Origin of the sequence: Shewanella chilikensis, assembly GCF_002836945.1 — a bacterium.
Lineage (GTDB): Bacteria > Pseudomonadota > Gammaproteobacteria > Enterobacterales > Shewanellaceae > Shewanella > Shewanella chilikensis.
This window is the reverse complement of sequence record NZ_NIJM01000002.1, coordinates 52,309-76,386: the sequence shown is the minus strand read 5'-3', so window position 1 is coordinate 76,386 and position 24,078 is coordinate 52,309. Positions and strand designations below refer to the sequence as shown.

Genomic DNA, 24,078 nt, shown 5'->3' with positions numbered 1-24,078 from the left:
TCTTATAAATCAGTTAATTACTTCGACTATATCTGTATTGGCGGGCCCCAATAACGCCAGCGAGATCTGGCCGTCATCTGTCACCGACAGCAATCTTGGGGAAACTTTCTCCATCGGAATGTCACGTCCTTCTCTCTTGCCCGTATGGAGATCTATCTTGAGAATGCCCATAGCATTGTCGTTGGGCCGCAACAACCAAAGTGCCTCGGCAGCCAGTTGCCAACTGCTACCGAAGTGAGGAGTATACTGGTCATAAAAGAGTTCTTCGACGCCCTGCTTCAGACGCCAAATCCCTTTCTTGTACAGGCGGGTAAAATAAAGAGTACCGTCGGCGGCGTACTTGGCAGAAAAGCCATCTGTCAACAAAGGCTGCTGCTCGCCACTGTCTAACATCAGGCTGTTTATCTGCCAGCGACCATCGACACTGACGGCTGCCAGCAGTTCATTGCTACTGCGCCCCCAACTGACATTACGGACATTGCCCAGCTGAGGGAAAAACTTGAGTTCACCGTTTTCAGGGTTAAAGACAAACACCTGTTGGTTGAGACTACCGGCCACCAGCTTGTCATCGGCTGAATAACTGAGTTCATCTATATGAGAAAAAGTGCTCAGGCGACTCAGTTGTTTCTCCGTGCCCTGTTCGTCCCGACGCCATAATTGTGGCAAGCCGCTGCGATTGGAAACAAAGATCAACTCCTTGCCATCGTGGCGCAAGGTACCGGCGGTATCACGGCGACTGGACGCCACAAAGCGCTGCGGCTTGGAAGCCTCATCAAAGGGCGAGGACCAGAACCAGATCTCCTCTTCAAACAGTTCGCCGACAACCGCCGCCATGCGTCCGGCACTATTGGCCGAGGGAGAATTGATTTCCTGCAACACGCTCGTCAGTCGGGTTAACTTACGGGGTTTGAGTTGCAAACGGTGAAGTTGCCCCTCCTCTCCTCGGTATACCAAGGCGTTGCCGCCTTTATCCCAGGCAATACTGCGCAGTGGATACCCCACACGCTGCAGGTTTTGCCAATCACCGGATTCGATATCGAACAGCAAGATCTGAGTGTCGAACCAGTTGATACTACGCAGCACCGCCAGACTGTGACCGTCGGGAGACAAGGCCAGTGCATAGTCGCCGCGTCCCACCACATGAGGTTGACTCAATTGCTGGCGCCGGCCGTCGCTGAGACTGAGCAGAAAAACGCGCTTGAAACCTTCGACCCCTTCGGCATCCACATAAAACAGCGAGCGGTTCGAGGGACTCCAGGCGATGCTGGTCGACTGTGTTGTCTGATGGCACTGGCTGACTATGCGGCTTCGCATCCCTTCTTCCGTCAGCTCTGTCACCATGATACGGCAGCCCTGAGTCTCACTGAATGCCAAATAAGCCAAGGCCTTGCCATCGTGGCGCCAGGCCGGGTAGCGCAGACTGTAATCATCCACAACAGGAATGGTTTTGATGACTCTGTCGCCGAGCGACATCAGCTCAATATGCCACTTATCGGCGTTCAGTTCCCGATAGGAAAATGCCAGCATGCTGCCATCGGGGGACAGGCTGGGGTCCACCTCCTGACCATTGAGCGAAGTCAGTGGAGTCAAACGCCGGATGGCCACATCTGTCAACTCAAGCTGGGGGTTTTCCTGGGCAGGAGCCAGATAGAGCCAACTGGCAATACCCGCCGCCAGCACGCCGAAGGCGCCGCCCAAATAGCCCCACTTGCTGCCGCCTGCTGCTATCTTTTGCTCAGTCTCGGCGTCTAACTGTGTTATTGGTAGAGGATTGTCCGGCGAATCGTCGTCGAGTGTCGTCTCGCGTACTTTCGCTATCAACACATAGCCCTGCTTGGGCACTGTCTTGATAAAACGTGGCTCTCTGGGATTATCCTGCAAATACTGACGCAGCAAACCGATAATGCGGTTGATGGCGTTATCCGTGATAATACCGCCGTGCCAAACCTCCTGGATCAACATCTCTCGGGTCACCAGGGTGTTGGCATGATGGATAAGGCACAGCAATACCTGCATCACCCTGAGCTCGAGCCGTACTTGAGCCTCTTCGCGGCTCAGCGTACTCATCTGAGGGTCAACCAACCAATCTTCCAACAGGTAACCTGAGCGCCTTCCCATACCAATCCATTTCCAATTCAAACACTAAGATACTAATTGCCGCGGTTGTAAAAGAGAAGTAAAGCACTCAAATTAACCCAGGGAAGATAGGGACAAGTTCCATGATACTCTGCGTTGGCTTACGGACCTGGGTGTAACAACGCCCAAGAGCTTGCATCTACCTGCAGCCGCGGTTATCTTTGCCGTCCATTTTCATTGAGGCCATGACATGTCAGATTTTGTCTACAATCCACCAACCGAGCCTTGGCTGGATATTCTTTACCAGGACAAGGACATCATAGTCATCAATAAACCTTCGGGACTGCTCTCGGTTCCCGGACGAGATCCGGCCCATCACGACAGCGCTTATGCCAGAGTGTTGGCCGAACATCCGCAGGCACAAGTGGTTCACCGCCTCGACATGGCCACCTCGGGCGTGCTCTTATTGGCACTGAGGCGCAGTGCCGAGCGTGAACTGAAACGCCAGTTTCGAGACAGGGAAACCCAAAAGAGTTACTACGCCAGAGTCGCCGGTTATATCAAGGCCACTCAAGGCAGTATAGAACTGCCACTCATCTGCGACTGGCCCAACAGGCCCAGACAGAAAGTTGACCATCAAGTGGGTAAGCCGTCATTGACTCATTATGAGGTGATCAGCAAGGGGCGTTATTCAACTCTGGTCAAGCTGATCCCCATCACAGGACGCTCACACCAACTCAGGGTGCATATGATGGCATTGGGTCATCCCATTCTGGGCGATGGTTTCTACGCCGACTCCTGGGCAAAAAGATTGGCTCCCAGATTGCTGCTGCATGCCGCCAGCCTCAGCATCAAGCACCCCTACTCGGGTGACCCCATGAGCTTCAGTGCACCTGTGCCTTTTCTCGAGCCCGAAGGCGGGCAATAGCGACTAACATCACCCTAGATGTTAAGCCAAAAGTCGCCTTAAGACTGGCAATTTTACAATAAAACACGTAAATTCATGCCTGATTATAAGCAATTTAGGCGTGATGCTGTGGATACATCATTTCAAAGAGATCAACTGGACAATCAGATCCTGGAAGCCCTGATGCAGGATGCACGAACTCCTTTTGCCGAGCTGGCCAAACGCTTCAGCGTCAGCGCAGGCACGATTCATGTCAGGGTAGAAAAGATGAAACAGGCAGGTATTATCACCGGGGCCCAAATAACGGTAAACCCCAAAGCTCTGGGCTATGATGTCTGCTGTTTTATCGGCATCAATCTCAAAAGTGCCGGTGACTATCCCGCCGCCATCTCCAAGCTCAATGAGCTGGAAGAAGTAGTCGAGGCCTACTACACCACAGGCAACTACAGTGTGTTTGTCAAAGTGATGTGTCAGTCCATCGATGCCCTGCAGCACGTATTGATTAACCGCATCCAGTCGATAGACGAAATTCAGTCCACCGAAACCCTGATAAGCCTGCAGAACCCAATTGTCAGGGCGGTAAAACCCTGACAACAGATAAAGAAAAGGCTGCCAAATTGGCAGCCTTTTTCAGTTTAAGACTTAGGAAAGGAGTAAAGGACTATGGCCATTTGCTGCGAACCACGCCTTGCGTCCAGGCCTGTAAGCCAACGCAGAGCACACATAAGACTTGTTTCGCACCTTCCTTAGCTCGATTTTCTGCGCAGCCACCCCAAAGGCAGCAACAACAGTGACAACCACCCCAGCGAACCACCACTGTCATGCTCCCAGTCAAACACCACTATGCTGACCGTTTCCGTAGTGCTGTTACCCTTGGAGTCACTCACCTTCAGATTGAAAGTCAGCAAATCGCCAGAACCACCCACTTCAGGCGCTGTCAGATCCAGCTTGGCCGCCGAGCTGTCAAACTTCAGCGGCGCACCGGCGATCTGAGTCCAATGATAGCTGACCGAATCACCATTGGGATCGGCCGAGGCAGATGCATCGATAACAAAGCTATTACGCTCTGCCACTCGGTCGGGTGCATTAACTTTAATAACTGGAGCACCTTCTTTGACATCAAACAGATACTCCTGAGTCAATACCTCGGCGGTATCATTGACAACGGTATTGCTCAGTATCAGCTTATTACCCAGCCCCTGTTTACGCGGGATAAACTTGAAACTCAGTGTCTTGGCCGGTTCACCAGTTTGCATCACATGAGTCCAACTCAATACTCCTTGAGCCAGTTCCCCTTTGTCGCTGATAGCTGTGACTTCATGTCCTTCCGGCACCATGGCCTTGATTTGATACTCCCGAGCCTCTGGGGAAGTATTGGCAGCGATAGTTACAGTCATGGTTACTGGCAGCCCAGGGGTCATCTCACCACTGAGTATACTGGCCTCAGGCATCTGCACATCATCAACGACTCGGCTGAAAGCAACCGGCAGGTTCTTGGCAGCGACATTGGTATCACTGGACGTCAGAGTTACTACGGCATAACCCAGGTCGCTGGCGTCAAAATTATCCTTCCAGGCAAATTTCAGTGAGAAGTCCTCATTGTCACCCGTCTTGGTCAGAGTAAAGTTGTCCTGAGCCGGACCGGCCTCTACCACAGAGGTTTTCAAGGTGAAGGGATCTTCGGCATTGGCGGCCGAGGCCTCATAGTTTTGCACAAAAATATAATAGTCACCGACTTCTGGATTACTGATACTGACAGATTCATCAGAACCGGCTCTGGCCGATTGGCCGACAAGGGCATCCAACGACCCGTCACTATCTCTGTCTATCGCCACATAGAGATCCAAATCCGGGGAATTGGTGGCAGTAATAGTGGTATTGAATAGCTTTGCCCCCTCTTCAACCCTGTAGGCGACGAAGGCGACACCATCGGTAATGTCGTCCAGGAAGCTACCAACATTCGAATCTTGCTTCAGCACGCCTTCAAAACTGTCGGCCAGAGCCAAGACAGATACTTCTGCATCCAGTCCAGTCATATCCAGCGATTTCAGCTCGCTGAAAGTCAGCTCGTCGGCATCTCGTCCCGCTCTGATGGTTAAACTGTCCGGCAAATTGTCACGGGCAGCTTTAACCGCCACAGGCATGGCCGCATCAGGGTGGTTACTCGAGGTCAACAGCAGGTTACCAAACGCCCAATCACTTGAGTTCACTCCTGTGATATCGGCAGTGACAGTCACCAGCTGCGACTGCCCCTTGGTCAGAGTAAAGTTTTCAGGCGAAACAGTTATTTTCAGCCCTTCAGTCGTCGCCACCCCGGCAGCGCTCCATACGCCGTCTTTGGTAGCCGTGACTTTTCGAGTCCAACTGCAACTGTTAACACATCGGCTAGTAGACATGCTGGGAAGATTCAAACGTCTGGGATCACCACCGAGTTCTGGATTGGCAAACTCATAATTGTCCGCCAACTCATCCATGATAAGCCCTGTCTTGGCGGCCAAATCAACCCGGATCCGGCCGGCACCCACATCAAACGGATCCGCGGTAGTCTTGCCATCGGCTTTGGTCATAGCACTGGCTGTTGTTGCCGTCAGCATCAAGGCTGAACGGATATTATCCGGCGTCCACTCAGGATGAGCCGACTTCAGCAGCGCCCCGGCGCCCGCCACATGAGGACTGGACATAGAAGTACCGGACATCAGAGTATAATCGGCAGGATCTGTCCCTGTTACTTCATGGCCATACTGCTCATCAGCATAAGCGGCATAGATATCCACACCCGGTGCTGAAATCGAAGGCGCAATCACATCTAAGTAACGGTTTGGTCCAAGTAGAGAGAAACTTCCCAACACATCGGTCTGACGCTCAACGGCCGATGGAGTGGCATTGATTTTGGCCACCAAGCCTGGCGTAGCCGCCAGCGCATCCACGACGGCCAAACCGTCAATATTGCCGATGAAAACAGAGGGGATACTGGTGTTGCCAAGTCCGGACATCTTGCTTCTAACGTTGCCTTCACCGTCTTTGTTAAAGACGATAACCCCTACTGCTCCCGCATCTTTGGCATTATTGACTTTGTCGGCGAAATTACAGCCGCCGCGCTTAATCAACGCCAACTGCTCCTTGAACGCATCGGCGGCAAAGGCGTTGCAACCTTCGAAATTATCAGCTGCCAAGTCACCGGCATACACCAAAGGTGCGCTGATGTCTGCAGTCATTACCGGCCCGGTTCCCTGAGTGTAATCCAGCAGGTCACCGTTGAACTCCAGAGTGGAGCGCACTTCCCGGTTGTGGGTTGATGCCGCAACTGAGGTATACCAAGGCGCATTCTTGGGTGAAGAAAAGGGAACTTGGCCAACCGATGCAGAAGTATTCCCGGCCGATACGGCAGAGAAGATGCCGGCATTACGGGCTGCCAGGAAGCTCATTTCAGTAGAACTTGCCCAAGGGAAACCACCGCCGCTGATGGAATAGTTGATCACATCCACTCCGTCGGCAATAGCATCATCCAAAGCCTTGAGAATCGCCGATGTGGGGCAACCTGAGTATCTATCGCCATTGTTGCCCGGACGGCAGATCTGATAGGCGACAATATTGGCATGGGGAGCTACCCCGGATATTTGTGTAAACTCGAGACCGGTCTCTATGCCATCCCCCCGAGCTTCACCGACTTCACCGGCAACATAGGGGACATTCTTAAGGATATTGCCCGCTGCAGTACCGGCAGTGTGAGAACCATGACCACCATAATCCTCACCATTCTTGGCAGGAGGCGTTGGACCAAAGACCTCCTCATCATCATAACTATCGGTAATCTCTGGATAACTTCTGACTCCGATTAGCTTATCGTTACACATGTCAGAGAACTCTACCGCACAGTCACCAACGTAAACACCTTGTCCCCAGGGATTGGTATGGTCATAACCATCTCCCCCAATGTCGGCAAAGGATGGATGATCACTGTTGATCCCCGAATCGATCACCCCGACTATAACCCCTTCTCCCATAGCCCGAGTCCCTGTAGCACTGCCGTCCCACACTTTGGGAGAACCTATCATGCTCTGGCTGCTGTCGGTATCCATTGAATAGAGGCTTTCCCGCTCAATGAAAGCCACTTCGGGTAGCTTGGATAGGGCTTCTGCCTGCTGCTGATCCATGGTGACCGCCAGACCATTAAAGGCATAGTGATACCTGGCCTTAGCCTGTAACTGAACCCCTTGTGCCGCGGCACTCATTAAAAAGTTCTGTTGCTTGGCATTCAAATACTTCACGTAGGACTTCACCGCCACACTGGCGGTATTCAGCTTGGGAGACTTTTGAGACGCCAGCCCTTGGCTTCTCTGTGGACTGGTGGCTTCAAGCCCGGCAATACCACCGGCATAATTCGCCACAGAGGGATCTTTCAAGCGCACTATATAAGTGTATTTCCCCTCAGCAAGTCCAGGCTCTTTGACAAACTTATGTTGCCCCACCCCTTGCTGTTGCCCTTTGCGGCCGCTTGACGCACTAAGCAGATCCGAAGAAATAAATGGATCTGATACGCTCAACGGCGCGGCTTGGGTATGGCATGACATGGATAACAGTGCTGCTGATACAGCTATTGCAACTTGACTCTTCAATTGTCTACTCCCATTAAGACTGTTTATTGTTGTTTTATGCTTCCGTTTTAAAACACCCTAAAAACAAGGGCGCCCAACACTTGTAACATCGACAGATACAAATTAAAAACAAATACACAAAAAATTACAATTTATCAGCCATTTACAGAATAGTAGACGTTAAAATCAAGTTCACACCGGGATTTAACTTAATCAAAAAGAGTAAAGTAGTTGGTCATCACCTTGTAGAGCTCAGTTCCCTGGTGCACAGACGCCGAGGCAAAATGTAGCACGGGGATCACATCCTCATTAAGCGAGAGCCTGGTGACTTCAGTACCGGCATCGACTCGGTCGAGCCTGAGCATATTGACCAGAGGCGCGCCGGCGGACAAAGGCACCCCCGGCTTGGCCAGATATTCCACCATACCGGCCATAGGTGCATGAAACTTTCGATAGTCTTTCAGCAAACAAGCAAAACGCGGCATCACCTCGGGTTGTACGCTCTGGGCTATCACCTCTCTATAGCTCAGATAACTTAATATCCCTTCGGCATCGCGACTGGCATCGGCAAGATCGATACGCTCCTGACTGCCAAGCTCCAAGGTAAAGGCCGATACTGCGACTTTCAGCTCTCGCCCGCGACTCTTGGCATAGTCGCTAAGTTGCCACCAGGGATTGAAGGCCGCTTCATCCATGGCGCCGCCAAAGCCTTTGGGCATCACCAAGGTGTAGGGAATATGAAAGTAACCTGCAGCGGACAGCTCATACTCGGGGCAATAGAGGTGTTTACAGGACTTGGGACCAGTGTGCAGATCCAGCACTATGTCAGCACTGTGCGCCAGTTTCTGCAGATTGAGTGCCAATCTCTGGCCGGTCGTCACTCCCCAAGGATTGGCCAATGCCTGTTCACAGTTGGCAATGAGAAGCTGACGAAAAGCGTCAAACAGTGCTTGCTCCGGCAACTCACTGTGCTGTAGATACCAATCATCCAGCTGGACGGCCTGATCCAGATAAGCTCGGTTCCAGTTAATACCTGTGATGGGATCGAAACGGCCCAAGGTAAACTCACCGCTTTTCTGGTTAATCCCCAAGGGGTTGGCCAGAGGCACCAGGGTGATATCTCCCAGAGGCGGATAATCTCTGAAGTACTGCAGCAGCTGCAAAATCACCGCATTGCCCTGCACCTCGGCGCCATGCACATTAGCCTGAATATAGACGCTGGGTGCCTTATGACTGGTGCCTTTGAAGCGATAAACGGGTATGGTCAGAGGCTGACCTGCGGCCAGCTCCCCAACCGGCAGGTGTTCAAGCTGCATCCTGAGCACCTTCAAACAGGTTGCGATGCAAAGCGGCTACCACATCACCGGCTTCGGCTTCCGACACCAAGACACAAAGATTGTGCGGACTGGCACCCTGACAGATCATTCGGACATTATGGGGTTCAAGCACTTCAAATACCCGGCGACAGATCCCGGCGGTAGTGGCTATCTTGTTGCCTATGATGGCCACCAGAGCCAGCTTGTCTTCCACCCGCACACGGCAGTTCTGCGATAACTCTTGCAGCAGTGCTTCGGTCAGAAGCCCCTTGCCGGCCGAATCTGAGCCCGTTTTATCCAGGGTCAGCGACACATTCACCTCTGAGGTGGTAATGAGGTCAACACTGATCTTGTGCCGCGCCAACACAGCAAAGGTCTCTGCCAAAAAGCCTTGGGCATGCAACATCTGCAAACTGTGCAAGTTAAGCAGAGTCTGATCTCGTCTCACCGCAACAGCCCTGAATACCGGCTCATCTTCCACTTGGTGACGGATCCAGGTACCGCCTTTTTCCGGTGCCCGACTGGAGCCGACAAACACCTGGATCTGTTGACGCACCGCCGGCAAGATGGTGGCAGGGTGCAGCACCTTGGCACCAAAGGTGGCCATCTCTGCCGCCTCGTTAAAACTGATTTCTGCGATAGGCCTGGCGTTGGGAGCCAGTCTGGGATCTGTGGTGTAAATTCCTTCTACATCGGTCCAGATCTCGACCGCATCGGCTTCCAAAGCTTCTGCCAACAGAGCCGCGGAATAATCACTGCCGCCACGTCCAAGTGTAGTGGTTCGGCCATCGGCATCGGCGCCGATAAAGCCCTGGGTCACCAGCAGTTGCTGCTCAAGCAAGGGTTTTAATTTCTCTGTCGCCAGTCGCTTTAGCTCGGCGATTTGTGGTTCGGCCTTACCGAAATGGCTATCAGTACGCATCACCTGACGCACATCAAAGGCGCTGGCCTTGGCACCGCGTTCTCTCAAAACCGCGGCAAACAGCGCTGAAGAGCATTGCTCACCAAGGGACAGGATCTCATCCACCATAGCATGACTCGGCGCCTGCAACAGCTTGGCACTGAGCGTTGCCATGCGGCTGAGCAAAGCATCCAGCGCTGCGGCAACATCGGCAGGTCTGCCAAGTTTGTCCAGAATTGCATATTGAATGGTGGCAATATCTTTCAGTAGTTTGAGACGACGCTCATCTCCCATGTCTGCCTGAGATAGCTCCACCAACAGATTGGTTACACCACTGGATGCACTCACCACAACCAAACGGGTGGCTGAATTTGCAAGCACTATGTCGGCACAGCGATTCATCGCCTGATAATCGGCAACTGAGGTACCGCCAAACTTGGCAACAACAAGAGACATCAGCGCATTCCCCCACAGGCAGGTGACAGGGAAAGGTCGATAACGAGAATAAACTTCATGAGTTAAGCTCCGAACAGATAACGTTCGAAGAGCCTGGTGCTGAGATAACGCACCCCAAAGTAGGGAAAAAGCGATCGTCACCAGAAGCTCTCCACCAAAACCAGGTGACAGCCGCCAGGATTCAGCCTGACCAACCGACCGGAGAGCATTACCAATGCGCATCCCGACCTCGGCGTTAATCTCCCTCATGAGCCGTCATTGGAAATTGGCTTCCTCTGACTCACTACCTAGTTAACGCACCTCTTCTGTTCCTTTCTTGCGAAAGGGATGAAAAAATTAGCAATAAAGCCCTTATGAAGTCAATGCTAATTTGCATCTGATGAAATATCCTCAACTCATTTATCACTAAGTTCAGGTAATTCATTGACCAAACGAGCTCGGTTTGCAAATAATCCAAGCTCTATTTCATGCTCACCTTTATGGCAGGGCACTAAGGTCAGCAAGCCTTTATCCACATAATAAAGTGCATTCTGACGGTACTTGAATGCTAGCTCGATTGCCGCAGCCTTATCCAAAAAAAGGGCCCAACTTTTTTCCATATGACTGAGATCATCGGCCGCACCTATAATAGCCCGATAGGGTATGCCCAGCTTATCAATATCACCTTGTAATTGCCGATCGAGAAGACGGTTTTGGCAGGAAGTCAGTTTTTGCCCTAGGGGATTATGGGCGGTGACAATGGCAAAAGGAACAGCGGAAGAAAACGACTGAGTCAAAAAAAAGCATGCGCTCTGGTAGTACTGCCAGAGACTTTCAAATGCAGCATCCATTGTAGTATCTGTCTCTAATGAACCGGAGTTATTCTAGCAAAGGCTTACGAAATCCCCTAGCCCCGTGAGCAAGCTCACAGTAAGGCAAAACACAAAATGCTTAAGTTTCAATATCTAACATAAAAACCTGTGACATAGATCATAGTTAAACATTAATTTGTTAACATTTCATTTGTTAACAAATGCCTAATCCTAGTACAATGGATTGTATCGACTGAGGCCTAGAGTTAAGCGTGTGACCAGGCTAGCGCCATTACGCGACAGCATAAGTCTCTATCGATAACGACTCTGTACCAAATGTAATCTGGTTTTAAGATCGCATTTTCTGGATTTTCCATGTCTTTCAGGAACTAAATCCCGCCACTGGGAATCCTAGAGAGTACAGTTCGCGCCTCTCCGGGTGGAGAGCATACTTTTTGCTAATCATGAAGTGTGTTGCCGTTTCATTTCAGTTTTGAACAGCACTTACGTGAACCCTGTGAATGTTGGCGTTTTAGAGAGTATAGCGGAGCGTCACCCGCGCTCATGGTTAGATAAACTGATTTAATTAGGTAAATAACATGCAAAACCCGCACATTCTGATCGTTGAAGATGAAGCCGTTACCCGTAACACGCTGAGAAGTATTTTCGAGGCAGAAGGTTATGTGGTAACCGAAGCCAATGATGGCGCAGAGATGCACAAAGCCTTGCAGGAAAACAAGGTGAACCTGGTAGTTATGGATATCAACCTGCCGGGTAAGAATGGTTTGCTGTTGGCGCGGGAGTTGCGCGAAATCAACAATATCGGTCTCATCTTCCTTACCGGTCGTGACAACGAAGTAGACAAGATCTTGGGCTTGGAAATCGGTGCTGATGATTACATCACCAAACCGTTCAACCCTCGTGAGTTGACTATTCGTGCCCGCAACCTGCTGACTCGCGTCAACAGCTCAGGTGCTGAAATTGAAGAAAAGGCCGCCGTGGAACATTATCGTTTCAATGGCTGGAGCCTGGAAATCAACAGCCGTTCACTGGTCAGCCCACAGGGTGAATCTTACAAGCTGCCGCGTAGCGAATTCCGCGCCATGCTGCACTTCGTGGAAAACCCAGGCAAGATCCTCAGCCGCGCCGAGCTGCTGATGAAGATGACCGGCCGTGAACTCAAGCCACATGACCGTACTGTTGACGTGACTATCCGCCGTATCCGTAAGCATTTCGAAAGTGTGCCTGATACACCGGAAATCATCGCCACCATCCACGGCGAAGGCTACCGTTTCTGTGGTAACCTGGAAGACTGATAAAACTTATCAGTCAATACAAAGCCAGCTTATCAAGCTGGCTTTTGTTTATCTGCCCTTATCACCTGTTCCTGCCCCCTATCTCTCTGGCTTCCTCAAGGTCAATCTCAGCTTCTTCACCGTAGGTCCTATGCCATATGCCACTTTCGGAAACAGTTGCCATACGGTAATTATCCCCTTTTTAACTGTAGTTAAAAGTCGAGGTTAAGCGACCACTGATATTTATCGGCATCCGCCGAGCTGAGTGCAAATTTGATTCTGCCGACTTCGCGGCACAAGATATTCGCCTATAAAAAAACCCGCCATCAAGGCGGGTTTTATCAGGATAATTAATCCTTATTTCTTGGCTGCGTTACGAGCCTTGGTTTCTGCAATAACAGTCTCAGCCACGTTGGCAGGACATGGAGCATAGTGAGAGAACTCCATGGAGAACTGACCACGACCAGAAGTCATGGTACGCAGGTGACCGATGTAACCGAACATTTCTGCCAGTGGCACGTCAGCCTTAACGCGTACGCCAGTCAGACCAGCTTCCTGATCCTTGATCATGCCGCGACGACGGTTCAGGTCACCGATAACGTCACCAACGTGATCGTCTGGAGTGAACACGTCAACCTTCATCACAGGCTCAAGCAACTGAGGCTTGGCTTTAGGCATAGATTGACGGAATGCGCCCTTGGCAGCGATTTCAAACGCGATCGCAGAGGAGTCAACTGCGTGGTAACCACCGTCGAACAGTTCAACTTCAACGTCCAGTACAGGGAAGCCAGCCAGAGGACCTTCGTTCATCATTTCTTCGAAGCCGCTTTCAACTGCTGGCCAGAATTCACGAGGTACGTTACCACCAACAACGCTGGAGGTGAACTTGAAGCCGCTACCAGCTTCGCCTGGACGGATGCGGTAGTCAATCTTACCGAACTGACCAGAACCACCAGACTGCTTCTTGTGAGTGTAGCTGTCTTCAACGGCTTGAGTGATGGTTTCACGGTAAGCTACCTGTGGAGCACCAACAGTCAGTTCAACACCGTGAGTACGCTTCAGGATGTCTACTTTGATGTCCAGGTGCAATTCACCCATACCCTTAAGAATGGTTTCACCGGTTTCCTGGTCAGTTTCAACCTGGAATGATGGATCTTCTGCAACCATCTTACCCAGAGCAACACCCAGCTTCTCAGAAGCGCCTTTGTCCTTAGGAGTTACAGCGATAGAGATTACTGGATCAGGGAAGATCATAGGTTCAAGAGTACATTCGTGCTTAGGATCACACAGAGTGTGACCAGTCTGAACGTTCTTCATGCCCACAACGGCAATGATGTCACCGGCTTGAGCAGAGTCGATCTCTTTACGATCGTTTGCATGCATCTCAACCATGCGGCCGATACGCTCAGTTTTACCTGTAGCACTATTCAGTACAGTGTCACCTTTCTTCAGCTTACCTGAGTAAACACGGATAAAGGTCAGGGCACCGAAACGGTCATCCATGATCTTAAACGCCAGCGCGCGCAGTGGCTCGTCAGCAGATACTGTAGCTACTTCACCGGTTTCTTCACCAGTTTCTGGGTCAGTCAGAGGCTGAGGCTCAACTTCTGTTGGAGATGGCAGGTAATCAACAACCGCATCCAGAACCATCTGCATACCCTTGTTACGGTAAGCAGAACCACAGTAAGTGGGGAAGAAGGACAGGTTGATGGTACCCTTACGAATACAACGCTTCAGGTCTTCGATAGAAGGTTCTTCACCTTCCATGTAAGCTTCCATCAGGTCGTCGTCCTGCTCAACAGCAGTCTCAACCAGGTGCTCACGGTACTCTTCAACCAGGTCAACCATGTCTTCTGGGATTGCTTCTTCAGAATAGTTTTCTGGCAGACCAGAATCATCCCATACGTAAGCTTTACGGTTCAGAACGTCAACAACGCCCTTGAACTCGTCTTCAACGCCGATAGGCAGAGTCATAACTAGTGGAGTCGCAGCCAAAACGCGCTTGATCTGACCTACAACACGCAGGAAGTCGGCACCCATACGGTCCAACTTGTTTACGAAGATGATACGAGCAACTTCGGATTCGTTAGCATAACGCCAGTTGGTTTCGGACTGAGGCTCAACACCACCTGAACCACAGAATACGCCGATACCGCCGTCCAGAACTTTCAGAGAACGATATACTTCAACTGTGAAGTCAACGTGTCCGGGTGTGTCGATGACGTTGAAACGGTGATCTTTCCAGAAGCAACTTACCGCAGCAGACTGAATGGTAATACCGCGCTCGGCTTCCTGCTCCATGAAGTCAGTAGTAGTGGTACCGTCGTGGCTGTCACCCATCTTGTGGATTTTGCCGGTCAGTTTCAGGATACGTTCTGTGGTAGTGGTTTTACCCGCGTCAACGTGAGCAAAAATACCAATGTTTCTGTATTTTGATAAGTCAGTCATGATTCAACTTCAAATGATTAGTTAATAGGAGACGGAGTATGCCACTTCAAAGCTGCGACAGACGGAACCCCATAAATAAGGCGCGTATTATAACACCGAAACCCCCATAGGCTGCAATCAGCAGTTTCAATTTTCACCAGTTTGTCACCGCTAACGAATTAAAAAAATAAAGCCCTATAAATTCAACACGTTGAGTGCACATACTTTCACTATTCGGGTCATAAACACAGAAATTGACTTCATAAAAGTGCCGCTCTAACCTCAAACCGATGAATTTGGCCCGATTTTATTGGCTCGCTCGTATTCAGGATCGCAGCAAATTCTGTTACGGCCTTCCGACTTGGCCCGATACAAAGCCTGGTCAGCCCGATCAAATGCGCTCCATATAGACTCTCCGGGTTTCAGCTCTGTCAGCCCAAAACTACAGCTAAGGCGAACACCGGCAGAAAAAGGATAGACAGTCATCGCCGATGCCAAGCGCTCGCACAGATGCCTTGCCTGAACACAATCAGTATCCGGGCAAACAATCATAAACTCTTCACCGCCCCAACGGGCCACTAGGTCGATTTCGCGGGCTCCCTCCATGAGCAGAGAAGCCAGATCACTGAGTATAGAGTCACCCACGCTGTGGCCATGGCGATCATTGATATCTTTGAAGAAATCTATATCTATCACTATCAGTGATGTATGCCCTTGCATAGCGTCACTTCGATGTTCAGGCGCAAAGTGTCGATGAAAGTAGTGGCGGTTATACAACTTGGTTAAAGGGTCATGGGTCGAAATAAACTCAAGTTCCCTATTGGTTTCCAATAGCTGATTACGCAGTTTCTCCAACTGTTGATTCTTGGCTGTCAGCTCCCGGTTATATTTACTAATCCAGCGGTAGCGCGCCAGTAAAGCGCCGAAGACCAGTGTTACCACAACCAAAAGCTGCCAAGTCAGCCCTCTATCCGTTTGCTTCAATACCGCTATATTACTCCACTGGCGATACAGCCTGGCCCTGTAGTCGTCAGAAATCTGCGCCAACAAACGATTTAACTCGGGCAGCATCCACTTGCTATTCTCAGTCACCGCCATCCGGAACTGCTCCTCTGGCCCGGCCCAAGCGGCGATTTTGAGATTGAACAACCCACTCTGCTGAATACGGGCATTGATGGAATACATAGAACCGATAAACAGATCCGCCTCACCGCTGGAGACCATCTCCAATCCCTGCTGCTCTGTCTCGGCCAGAATAATGCGGATCTTGGGATAGTTCTGGCGCACATAATCCAGCAAGCGGTAGCCTCTGGGGATCGCCAGGCTTCTATCACCGACCTGCTCCATATTCTGCAAAAAAGGTTGCTCGCGGCGTGAAACCAACACATTGGGAGAACGGCTATAGATATCGCTGAAATATAAGAACTCAGCGCGCCTGGGAGTGTAGTTAAGCATGGTGGTGAATACACAGCGTTGCTGCTTCAAGTAGGCTAATGTCTGTTGCCAGCTGTCTGTGGGCACCAGCTGAAACTGCCAATCAGTCTGCTCTTCAATAAGTTCAAGAAAGCCGGATGAGATCCCTACGTGCTTGCCTTGGTCTATGCCTTCATAAGGCATCCAGTCGGGGTCGACACAATAGGGAATCGTGACTGCATTAACTGCGGCCGTTGCCAGTAAAAGGCTGCCAAACAATATGGGCCGCAAAAACCTCAGCAAAGTATTTACTCTCCGGCGAGTCAGAATACATAGAATTTTAGTCCATAAACTATGCTCTCTCACTGGGGATCACTCTGCTGCCATCGGGCGGTTCCCGCTTGAGTTGCTCAAGCGGCCTAATATATAGGGCTAATAGAATATATAGGACACCCTAAACACTTTCCGAAGGAATATACAGGACATCCAAAACACTTTCCCTATCTTCGGCCAACGGCGGCTGTGGCTAAGCCGTCAAGGAAGCTCAGCCCATGAGCATACAATGAGTATGTGATAGGGGGAGCCGACGCAGCCAATAACGCCACGGTCGTCAACAAAAAATAAAGCACTGACAAAGCCGCCGAGTAGCTTTAGTTCCTGAGCAAATGCACCTATTTCAAACTGTTTGCGGCTGTGGCTAAGCCGTCAAGGAAGCTCAGCCCATGAGCATACAATGAGTATGTGATTGGGTGAGCCGACGCAGACAATAACGCCACGGTCGCAAACAGGAAGAAATAGAAGAAATATCAGTAGTCGAAACCAGGCTGCGCTTTAACCCCCGCCTCAAACGCATGCTTCACGCTATTCACCTCACTGACAGTATCTGCCAATTCAATCAGTTGCCTGTGGCAATTGCGGCCGGTGATGATCACATGCTGCATGGGGGGACGATTTTGCAACGCATCTATCACTCGCTGCAGATCCAGATAGTGGTAACTGACCATGTAGGTGAGTTCATCGAGCAGGAGTATGTCTATGCTGGCATCCTGAAGCCATTTTTCGGCGGCCGTCCAGGCCTTTTCGGCGGCGGCGATATCCTTGGCTTTGTCCTGGGTGTCCCAGGTAAAGCCTGTGCCCATGACTTCGAACTTGACCCCGGCGCCTTCCAGTAGCTTGCGCTCACCGCACTCCCAGGTGCCCTTGATAAACTGCACCACGGCACCCTGCTTGCCATGACCGACCGCACGGGCCAGAGTGCCAAAGCCGGAGGTGGACTTGCCCTTGCCGTTACCTGTCACGACCAGGAGTATGCCCTTCTCTTCGGTGGCGGCCGCGATTTTGGCATCCACCGCCGCTTTTACTTTCTGCTGCCGCTGTTTATGACGCTCTGCCTTGATATCGGTTTGATTATTATCGGTCACCCGGGTCTTCCTCTTTGAATATGTTGATTATTTTATTGAAATCCAGATGTTGCTCCAGCACATCGGCCAAACGATCCAGCTGTTGTTGCCGCTGCTGATTGATATCCACGGCATGGCCCTGTGGCGCCGTCATCCCGGCCCAGGCGAGCAGCAGTTCACAGGCTTCAGGGCTGTCAAACAGGCCATGCAAATAACTGCCGAGAATTTGATTATCCTCCGACAGCAGACCTTCGTTGCGGGGTGCTGTGGTTTTTGCAGGCTCAGTGATTTTTGCAAGCTTAGTGGTTTTTGCGGGCTCAGTGATTTTTGCCGGCTCAGTAGCACTGGCACAGTTGGCGTCACTGCCTCGCTCATTAAGCAACAGTGGCTGGGTGCATTGGTCCGGGATCCGCGACACTCCGCAGTGGATCTCATAGCCGGAGACTGACGCCGATGATTGCCCAAGCCTCAGGGTACCGCTGACATTGAGCAGCTGTTTTTCGGCTTGCAGCTCGGTAGTGAGCGGCAGATATCCCAGCCCTTGGCTGGTACCGGGCAAGTCTTCCAGCCCCAAGGGGTCGGCAATGCTATGCCCCAGCATCTGAAAGCCGCCGCAGATACCGATAAGCTTGCCGCCATAGCGCAGATGGCGAGCTATGCCCTTATCCCAGCCCTGTTGGCGGATAAAAGCCAGGTCGGCGCGCACATTCTTGCTGCCGGGTAACAGCAGGAGATCCAGCCCTGGAAGTTCGCCCTGATGAGTCGGCCCTATATAACAAAACTCGATATCCGGATGCAGCCGCAGCGGGTCAAAGTCGGTATGGTTGCTGATCCTGGGGTACACCAAGACGCCGACCCGCAGTCGCGTCCCAGTTCTTTCAGATTGAGTTGTTTCAGATTGAGCTCGTGCTGATTGAGCTGTTACCGGCTGCTCGGTAGCAGCCCCCTGAGACTGAGCAGTTGTTTGCACCAGCGCATCTTCGGCGTCCAGATGCAGGGCATCGAGGTAGGGCAATACGCCCAATACCGGCTTGCCGGTGTGAGCCTCAAGCCAATCCAGCCCGGACTGCAACAATGAGATATCACCGCGAAAACGATTGATCACAAAGCCCTTTACCCTAGCTTGCTCACTCTCGGACAGCAGGGCCAAGGTACCGACCAGGTGGGCAAATACCCCGCCCTTGTCGATATCGGCGATGAGGATCACCGGGCAGTCCACCGTTTCGGCAAAGCCCATATTGGCAATATCGCCCTGGCGCAAGTTGATTTCGGCCGGGCTACCGGCGCCTTCTATCAGCAGCCAGTCAAACTCCTGCTGCAACCTGTGCCAGGATGCCAACACCGCCTGCATGGCAGCGGCTTTATAGTCACGACTCTCGGGGCCGAAAAAGGCGGCCGCTTCCAGGCTGGTCAGCGCCTTGCCCTGAATAATCACCTGCGCCTTGGTATCCGAGCTGGGTTTAAGCAATACCGGGTTGAAATCGATTCTCGGCTCAAGACCGGCGGCCACCGCCTGCAGCGCCTGGGCCCGGCCAATTTCACCGCCATCCCGGGTGACGGCGCTGTTGAGCGCCATATTTTGCGGCTTGAAGGGCGCCACCCGCTGACCATGACGATGAAACACCCGGCAGAGTCCGGCTACCAAGGTGCTCTTACCGGCATCCGAAGTGGTGCCCTGCACCATAAGGCTGCGGCCAGGCCGGGCCAGAGCCGAAAATTCAGCTTTAAGTTCTGCGCCATTATGGGGTACTGGATTACTCACACCTTACCCCGCTGATCCGGGCTTGTACCCGAAGCGCTCAAGCCCAGGGAGCCACTGCTATCAGAGTTCACAGGCTTTAACGCCAGCGGTAAACCGGCGACAACCAGAGTGACTCTGTCGGCCTTGGCGGCCAGCGCCTGATTGAGCCAACCGGCCTCATCGACAAAACGCCGACTCAGCTCCCCAAGCGGCACTATGCCGGAGCCGACTTCGTTGCTCACCAACAGCAGATCGCCGTCAAACTCGGCTACCGCCTGCAGCAAGGCCGCGCGTTCGCTAGCCATATCGGCACCAAAGCAGAGCTGGTTACTGAGCCAAAGCGTCAGGCAGTCTACCAATACCGGCGCTCCAGAGCCTGAGCGCTGCACAAGCGCCTTGGCCAAATCGAGCGGCACCTCGGCCAACTGCCATTCGAGGCTGCCGCCTTGGCGCGCAGTTTGATGGTGGGCGATACGCCGGGCCATCTCCTCATCGGCGGCCTCGGCCGTTGCCAGATACCAGGGGCGGACATTGGCCGGGCACAAGTCGGCCAGTTGCCGCTCGGCGTAACCACTCTTGCCGCTGCGGGCACCACCCAGAATAAGATGGATCATGCCGGGCTGCCCCCCAATGCCAGCAACAGCATATAAACCGCCAGCTCACTCACCTGCTGCGCCGCTCCCAGGGTATCGCCGGTGTAACCGCCAATCTGGCGCCGGAACCAGAACACCAGGGCCCAACGCAGTAACAACATGGTCGGCAGTAGCCAGAACAGCAGCGTGGTGGACAGCACTGCCGTCAGCACAATTCCAGTCAGCAGCAAAATACCCAGCTCATTGAGCCCCTGCTGCTGCGCCAGAGGTTTGCTCTTGCCCTCGTCGCGAACATAGGTTTCGCTGAAGATAATGCTGGCCGCCGTCACCCGGCTGACACAGTGCGCCAATACCAGGGCCAGCGCCGCCTGGTTGATGTCGTAAAGTGCCAACTCCAGCAGTAACTGGTACTTGAGCAGCAACACCAACACCAATGCCAAGGCGCCATAGCTGCCAAGGCGGCTGTCTTTCATGATTTTCAGTTTGTCTTCTACCCGCCAACCGCCGCCGAAACCATCTGCGGTATCGGCCAGGCCATCTTCATGAAAACCGCCGGTAACCAGCACACTGCTAATCATCGCCAGCACTATGGCGATAGAGCTTGGCAATATGCCGGCGGCCAGCAGTAACACCAAGGCGGAGATCAAGCCCACCACAACGCCCACCAGGCCAAAGTAGCGGCTAGCCTTGTTGAGGCTGTCGCTATCCACCGTCAGGGCGCTGGGTACAGGAATACGGGTGAAAAAACCTATTGCGATCAAAAACAGCCGCAGTTGCCCGAGCCAGAATCCCATCAGAACACCTCTTGGGTAGCTGGCCCTACCACCTTGTCGACCCCGGCTTCACCAAAGCTGGCCATCTGGTTGTAGAAGTTGGCCGCCGCCTGCACCAAGGGTAGCGCCAGCGCCGCGCCCGAGCCTTCACCCAATCTAAGCCCAAGCCGCAGCAAAGGCTTGGCGGACATGGCCTCGAGCAGCAACTTGTGGCCGCGCTCTTCAGACTCATGGGCAAAAATAAGATAATCCCTCACCCCCGGCGCCAAACGCACAGCCGCCAGCGCCGCTGTCGACGCGATAAAACCGTCCACCAGCACAGGCACGCCAAATTCGGCCGCCGCCAACATGGCCCCTGTCATCTGCACTATTTCAAAGCCTCCGAGGCAGGCGAGGATACTGAGCGGCTCGGTCAGCTCGCAGTGGTGCAGCAGCAGAGCCTGCTCTATCAGCAGGCATTTGCGCTTAAGCGTCGCGACATCTATGCCGGTGCCGCGGCCGACACATTCACTCACAGGAAGGCCGGTCAGGGCGGCCATCACGGCGGCGGCAGAAGAGGTGTTGCCTATTCCCATCTCCCCCAGCGCCAGCAGGTTGCTGCCGGCATCGATATGGCGTTTTACCAAGGTGCGCGCCATGGCAAACCCTTGATGCACAGCGCCCAGAGTCATGGCGGCGCGTTTGTGGATAGGCCCGGTACCGGCGCCCAGACGCTGCTCTGTAACCTCGGGGATCCCCAAGGGGCTGAGAATGCCGCAGTCAATCACCTCCAGCTCGAAGCCGGTCTGGCGACAAAACACATTGATGGCGGCGCCGCCGGCAACAAAGTTGAGCACCATTTGGGTGGTCACCTCGCTGGGAGCAATCGACACCCCGGCCGCGGCAATACCATGGTCGGCGGCAAACACCAGCATCACGGGGCGGCGGATGACCAACTCATCAGTGGCGGAACCGAGCTGAATGCGCCCCAATTGCAGCGCCAAAGCCTCCAGCTCACCCAAAGCGCCCAGGGGTTTGGTCTTGTTGTCTATGCGGGCCTGAATCGCGTCATCCAGCGCGTGATTGATTGCTGCAACCTGGTACATCCTTCCCTCTCTTATCGTTATTGGCCGCGTTTACGCAGCACCATCAGGAAAAACAGACTGCCGATGGCCGAGGTGATCACCCCCACCGGCAGCTCTTGGGTGGGCAGTATGCTGCGAGCCAGCACATCGACCCAAACCATAAACAGGCCGCCCGCCAGTGCCGTCAGCACCATGGGATGCTGCCCCGGCAGCAACAACCTGACAATATGAGGCACCATCAGCCCTACAAAACCTATCCCGCCGCAGTGGGCCACCAAAGTGGCGGTAATAAGCGAGCATAACAGCAGCATGGAAACCCTGAGCCTTTGCACCCTGATTCCCAGAGTGTGGGCGGTTTCATCACCGGCAAGCATCGCCAGCACCTGGCGCTTGAAGGCCAGGATCACCAGCAAGGCCGCCAGCACCACCAGAGTGGGCAGTGCTAGCCCATCCCAACTGGCACGGGCAAAACTGCCCAGGCTCCAAAACAGCAAGGAGGTAGTGGCCTGCGGGGTGGAAAAATACAAGATCAAGCTGGTGAGGGCGCTGAACATAAAGGAGATGGCAACCCCGGAGAGCAACATTCGCTCTATCTGGTTGCCGATATTCCTGCCCGCGAGCAGCAGTACCATAAGCACAGCCAAACTGGCACCGATAAAGGCTCCCAGCGGCAGCGATACCCCGGAGATGGCCGAACTCAGGCCAAGGCCGGTCGCCAGGGCGACCGAGACCACGGCGCCGAAGCTGGCGCCCGAGCTGATACCGAACAGGTAAGGATCGGCCAGCGGGTTGCGGGTCACCGCCTGCAATACATAACCCGACAGTGCCAGGCCGCTGCCGGCGATAAAGGCCAGCAAGATACGCGGCAGGCGCAGATCCCAGACGATACGCTCGCTGATGGCAGAAGGCTCCCCCACGCCCAGCAGGTGTTTGCCAATCACTCTTGCCACATCGAAGAGGCTGATATCGGCGGCGCCAAAACCGGCTGCGGCCAAGGGTGTCAACACAGTGCCGAGCAGCAACAGCAGCCAGCACCAGTAAAGTCTGGGCAAGGGCCTGAGAAACCAGCCGATAAGCGAGCGCCCCGGTGCGGCCACGGAAGTATTCATGCGCCACCTCCCACCGAGCCTGGGCGCCGATCAGTTTCCTTGTGGGCAACACAGGTTTCGGCCGAGGCAGGCCCTGCCATTGGCTCGACTATCGCAGCGCCGTGAACCTTACCACTGGCGAGCGCCGCCGAGCTTAGAGCCTTGCCGTGACCAGGCTCTGGCGACTGATAGCCGTAAAAGTAGTGGATCAGCGGCCGTCCCAACTGCGGATGCGTCCCCACCTGACAGCAAACACCGAAGACACCGGCAATTCTGTCTTCGGTCAATACGCTCTGGGGCGAGCCGTGGGCAATACGGCGGCCGTTATCCAGCAGCAAGAGTTCGTCACACAGGGCCGAGGCCAGATTGAGATCGTGAATCGAGGCGATCACCGTGACCCCCAGGCTGCGCACCAGCTCGAGGATCTGGATCTGATAGCGGATATCCAGATGATTGGTGGGCTCGTCCAGGATCAAAAGCTTGGGGCGCTGCACTATGGCGCGGGCAATCAAGGCCCTTTGCTTCTCACCGCCGGAAAGCTGCGCGAAAGGCTCTGCGGCCTTGTGCTGCAACCCGACCTGCGCCAATGCCGCCTGCACCTGGGCCTTGTCGGTCGCCGATGGCATATCAAACAACCCCTTGTGGGGAGTCAGTCCCATGGCCACTAATTGAGTCAGATCCAGTGCCAGTTGGGCCGGGGTATCCTGCAGCACCACGGCCACCTCTTTGGCGAAGGCTTTGGCTGACAAACTATTGATATCCTGCCCAAACAGCTGGATCTGGCCGCTATCCGGGCGGATATAACGATAGAGGCAGCGCAGCAGGCTCGACTTACCGGCACCATTGGGGCCTATGAGCCCGAGCATCTTGCCACTTGGCAGCTCAAAACCCACATCGGCCAATACGCTGTGACCACCGGGAAGCCAGCTAAGCTGTTGCACCTTGAGTGCCAGGCTCATAACCGCCCCCCGACATTGAGCCTGTGACCGGCAGAAGGCTCAGGCTGCAGTGGAAGAATCATCTATTCGCTCCCCCGGTTTACCCGCCCGGGTTTCTGGTTTGGTTTATCAGCCTGGGCAGGTCTCCTGACTCGTCGCCAACGGCGACTCACAGTTGCGGGCACAGTCCGGGCTTTCCCGGTTCCCTGGGTTGGTTCACCTGCAAAGGTGCCAACACCCTGGCTGCTGCCGCACTTGGCGGCCATTTGGGGTTATTATCCCGGTTTTATCGCCCGGCACAATT

17 protein-coding genes and 2 riboswitches are annotated in these 24,078 nt (G+C 53.4%); of the genes, 3 read left to right on the top strand and 14 right to left on the bottom strand.

From position 1 onward, the window contains the following. Positions 1-9: 9 nt before the first annotated feature. Positions 10-2,118 (bottom strand): winged helix-turn-helix domain-containing protein, encoded by a 2,109-nt coding sequence (locus tag CX651_RS01090; protein ID WP_101052803.1) that lies wholly within the window; start codon positions 2,116-2,118, stop codon positions 10-12. 208 nt (positions 2,119-2,326) lie between these two features. On the opposite strand from CX651_RS01090, the gene rluA reads away from it, so the two are divergent. Continuing rightward, positions 2,327-3,004 carry a bifunctional tRNA pseudouridine(32) synthase/23S rRNA pseudouridine(746) synthase RluA gene (gene rluA, locus CX651_RS01085; protein WP_101052801.1) on the top strand — a complete coding sequence of 226 codons (678 nt, stop codon included), beginning with the start codon at positions 2,327-2,329 and terminating at the stop codon, positions 3,002-3,004. 108 nt (positions 3,005-3,112) lie between these two features. Beyond that, complete coding sequence (gene asnC, locus CX651_RS01080) at positions 3,113-3,574, top strand: transcriptional regulator AsnC (RefSeq protein WP_025888669.1); 462 nt, start codon at positions 3,113-3,115, stop codon at positions 3,572-3,574. A 155-nt stretch (positions 3,575-3,729) separates the two neighbouring features. Here the strand turns inward: asnC and CX651_RS20220 are convergent, their stop codons facing one another. From CX651_RS20220 to CX651_RS01060, 4 genes are all read right to left on the bottom strand, one after another. After that, on the bottom strand, positions 3,730-7,599 hold the full coding sequence (locus CX651_RS20220; RefSeq protein ID WP_101052799.1) for a S8 family serine peptidase: 3,870 nt from the start codon (positions 7,597-7,599) through the stop codon (positions 3,730-3,732). 188 nt (positions 7,600-7,787) lie between these two features. Beyond that, positions 7,788-8,894, bottom strand: a complete 1,107-nt coding sequence (locus tag CX651_RS01070) for a succinylglutamate desuccinylase/aspartoacylase family protein (RefSeq protein WP_101052797.1) — start codon at positions 8,892-8,894, stop codon at positions 7,788-7,790. Then, positions 8,884-10,251, bottom strand: a complete 1,368-nt coding sequence (lysC, locus tag CX651_RS01065; protein ID WP_101052795.1) for a lysine-sensitive aspartokinase 3 — start codon at positions 10,249-10,251, stop codon at positions 8,884-8,886. The genes CX651_RS01070 and lysC overlap by 11 nt, the downstream gene beginning before the upstream one ends. Before the next feature lie 136 nt (positions 10,252-10,387). Then, positions 10,388-10,564, bottom strand: a riboswitch (Lysine riboswitch). Positions 10,565-10,646: 82 nt separating this feature from the next. Then, positions 10,647-11,081 (bottom strand): DUF3293 domain-containing protein, encoded by a 435-nt coding sequence (locus CX651_RS01060; RefSeq protein WP_101052793.1) that lies wholly within the window; start codon positions 11,079-11,081, stop codon positions 10,647-10,649. A 560-nt stretch (positions 11,082-11,641) separates the two neighbouring features. Between CX651_RS01060 and arcA the strand changes: the two genes are divergently transcribed. Next, a complete protein-coding gene (arcA, locus tag CX651_RS01055; protein ID WP_039035539.1) occupies positions 11,642-12,358 on the top strand; it encodes a two-component system response regulator ArcA in 717 nt (238 codons plus the stop codon). A gap of 336 nt (positions 12,359-12,694) precedes the next feature. Here arcA and fusA read toward each other — a convergent pair whose 3' ends face one another. The 9 genes from fusA to CX651_RS01010 form a co-directional block, all read right to left on the bottom strand. Then, positions 12,695-14,785: an elongation factor G gene (gene fusA, locus CX651_RS01050; protein ID WP_101052791.1), complete on the bottom strand. Its 2,091-nt coding sequence runs from the start codon at positions 14,783-14,785 to the stop codon at positions 12,695-12,697. Between the two features lie 261 nt (positions 14,786-15,046). Beyond that, entirely contained in the window at positions 15,047-16,480 is a 1,434-nt protein-coding gene (locus CX651_RS01045; protein WP_146225972.1) for a diguanylate cyclase, read from the bottom strand. Positions 16,481-16,983: 503 nt separating this feature from the next. After that, positions 16,984-17,598 (bottom strand): cob(I)yrinic acid a,c-diamide adenosyltransferase, encoded by a 615-nt coding sequence (gene cobO, locus CX651_RS01040; RefSeq protein ID WP_101052787.1) that lies wholly within the window; start codon positions 17,596-17,598, stop codon positions 16,984-16,986. Next, the gene (locus CX651_RS01035; protein ID WP_101052903.1) at positions 17,588-19,261 is read right to left on the bottom strand and encodes a cobyric acid synthase; all 1,674 of its coding nucleotides are present in this window, start codon (positions 19,259-19,261) and stop codon (positions 17,588-17,590) included. Before CX651_RS01035 ends, cobO begins: the two co-directional genes overlap by 11 nt. A gap of 74 nt (positions 19,262-19,335) precedes the next feature. Beyond that, positions 19,336-19,932: a bifunctional adenosylcobinamide kinase/adenosylcobinamide-phosphate guanylyltransferase gene (gene cobU / locus CX651_RS01030; protein ID WP_101052785.1), complete on the bottom strand. Its 597-nt coding sequence runs from the start codon at positions 19,930-19,932 to the stop codon at positions 19,336-19,338. Further along, positions 19,929-20,705 (bottom strand): adenosylcobinamide-GDP ribazoletransferase, encoded by a 777-nt coding sequence (locus tag CX651_RS01025; protein WP_101052783.1) that lies wholly within the window; start codon positions 20,703-20,705, stop codon positions 19,929-19,931. The genes cobU and CX651_RS01025 overlap by 4 nt, the downstream gene beginning before the upstream one ends. Beyond that, positions 20,705-21,769 (bottom strand): nicotinate-nucleotide--dimethylbenzimidazole phosphoribosyltransferase, encoded by a 1,065-nt coding sequence (cobT, locus tag CX651_RS01020; protein WP_101052781.1) that lies wholly within the window; start codon positions 21,767-21,769, stop codon positions 20,705-20,707. The genes CX651_RS01025 and cobT overlap by 1 nt, the downstream gene beginning before the upstream one ends. A gap of 17 nt (positions 21,770-21,786) precedes the next feature. Next, positions 21,787-22,857, bottom strand: a complete 1,071-nt coding sequence (locus tag CX651_RS01015) for a FecCD family ABC transporter permease (protein WP_101052779.1) — start codon at positions 22,855-22,857, stop codon at positions 21,787-21,789. Beyond that, positions 22,854-23,795, bottom strand: coding sequence for an ABC transporter ATP-binding protein (locus CX651_RS01010; protein WP_101052777.1), 942 nt, complete (start codon positions 23,793-23,795; stop codon positions 22,854-22,856). Before CX651_RS01010 ends, CX651_RS01015 begins: the two co-directional genes overlap by 4 nt. 99 nt (positions 23,796-23,894) lie before the next feature. Beyond that, positions 23,895-24,031: riboswitch (cobalamin riboswitch) on the bottom strand. Between the last annotated feature and the right edge of the window lie 47 nt (positions 24,032-24,078).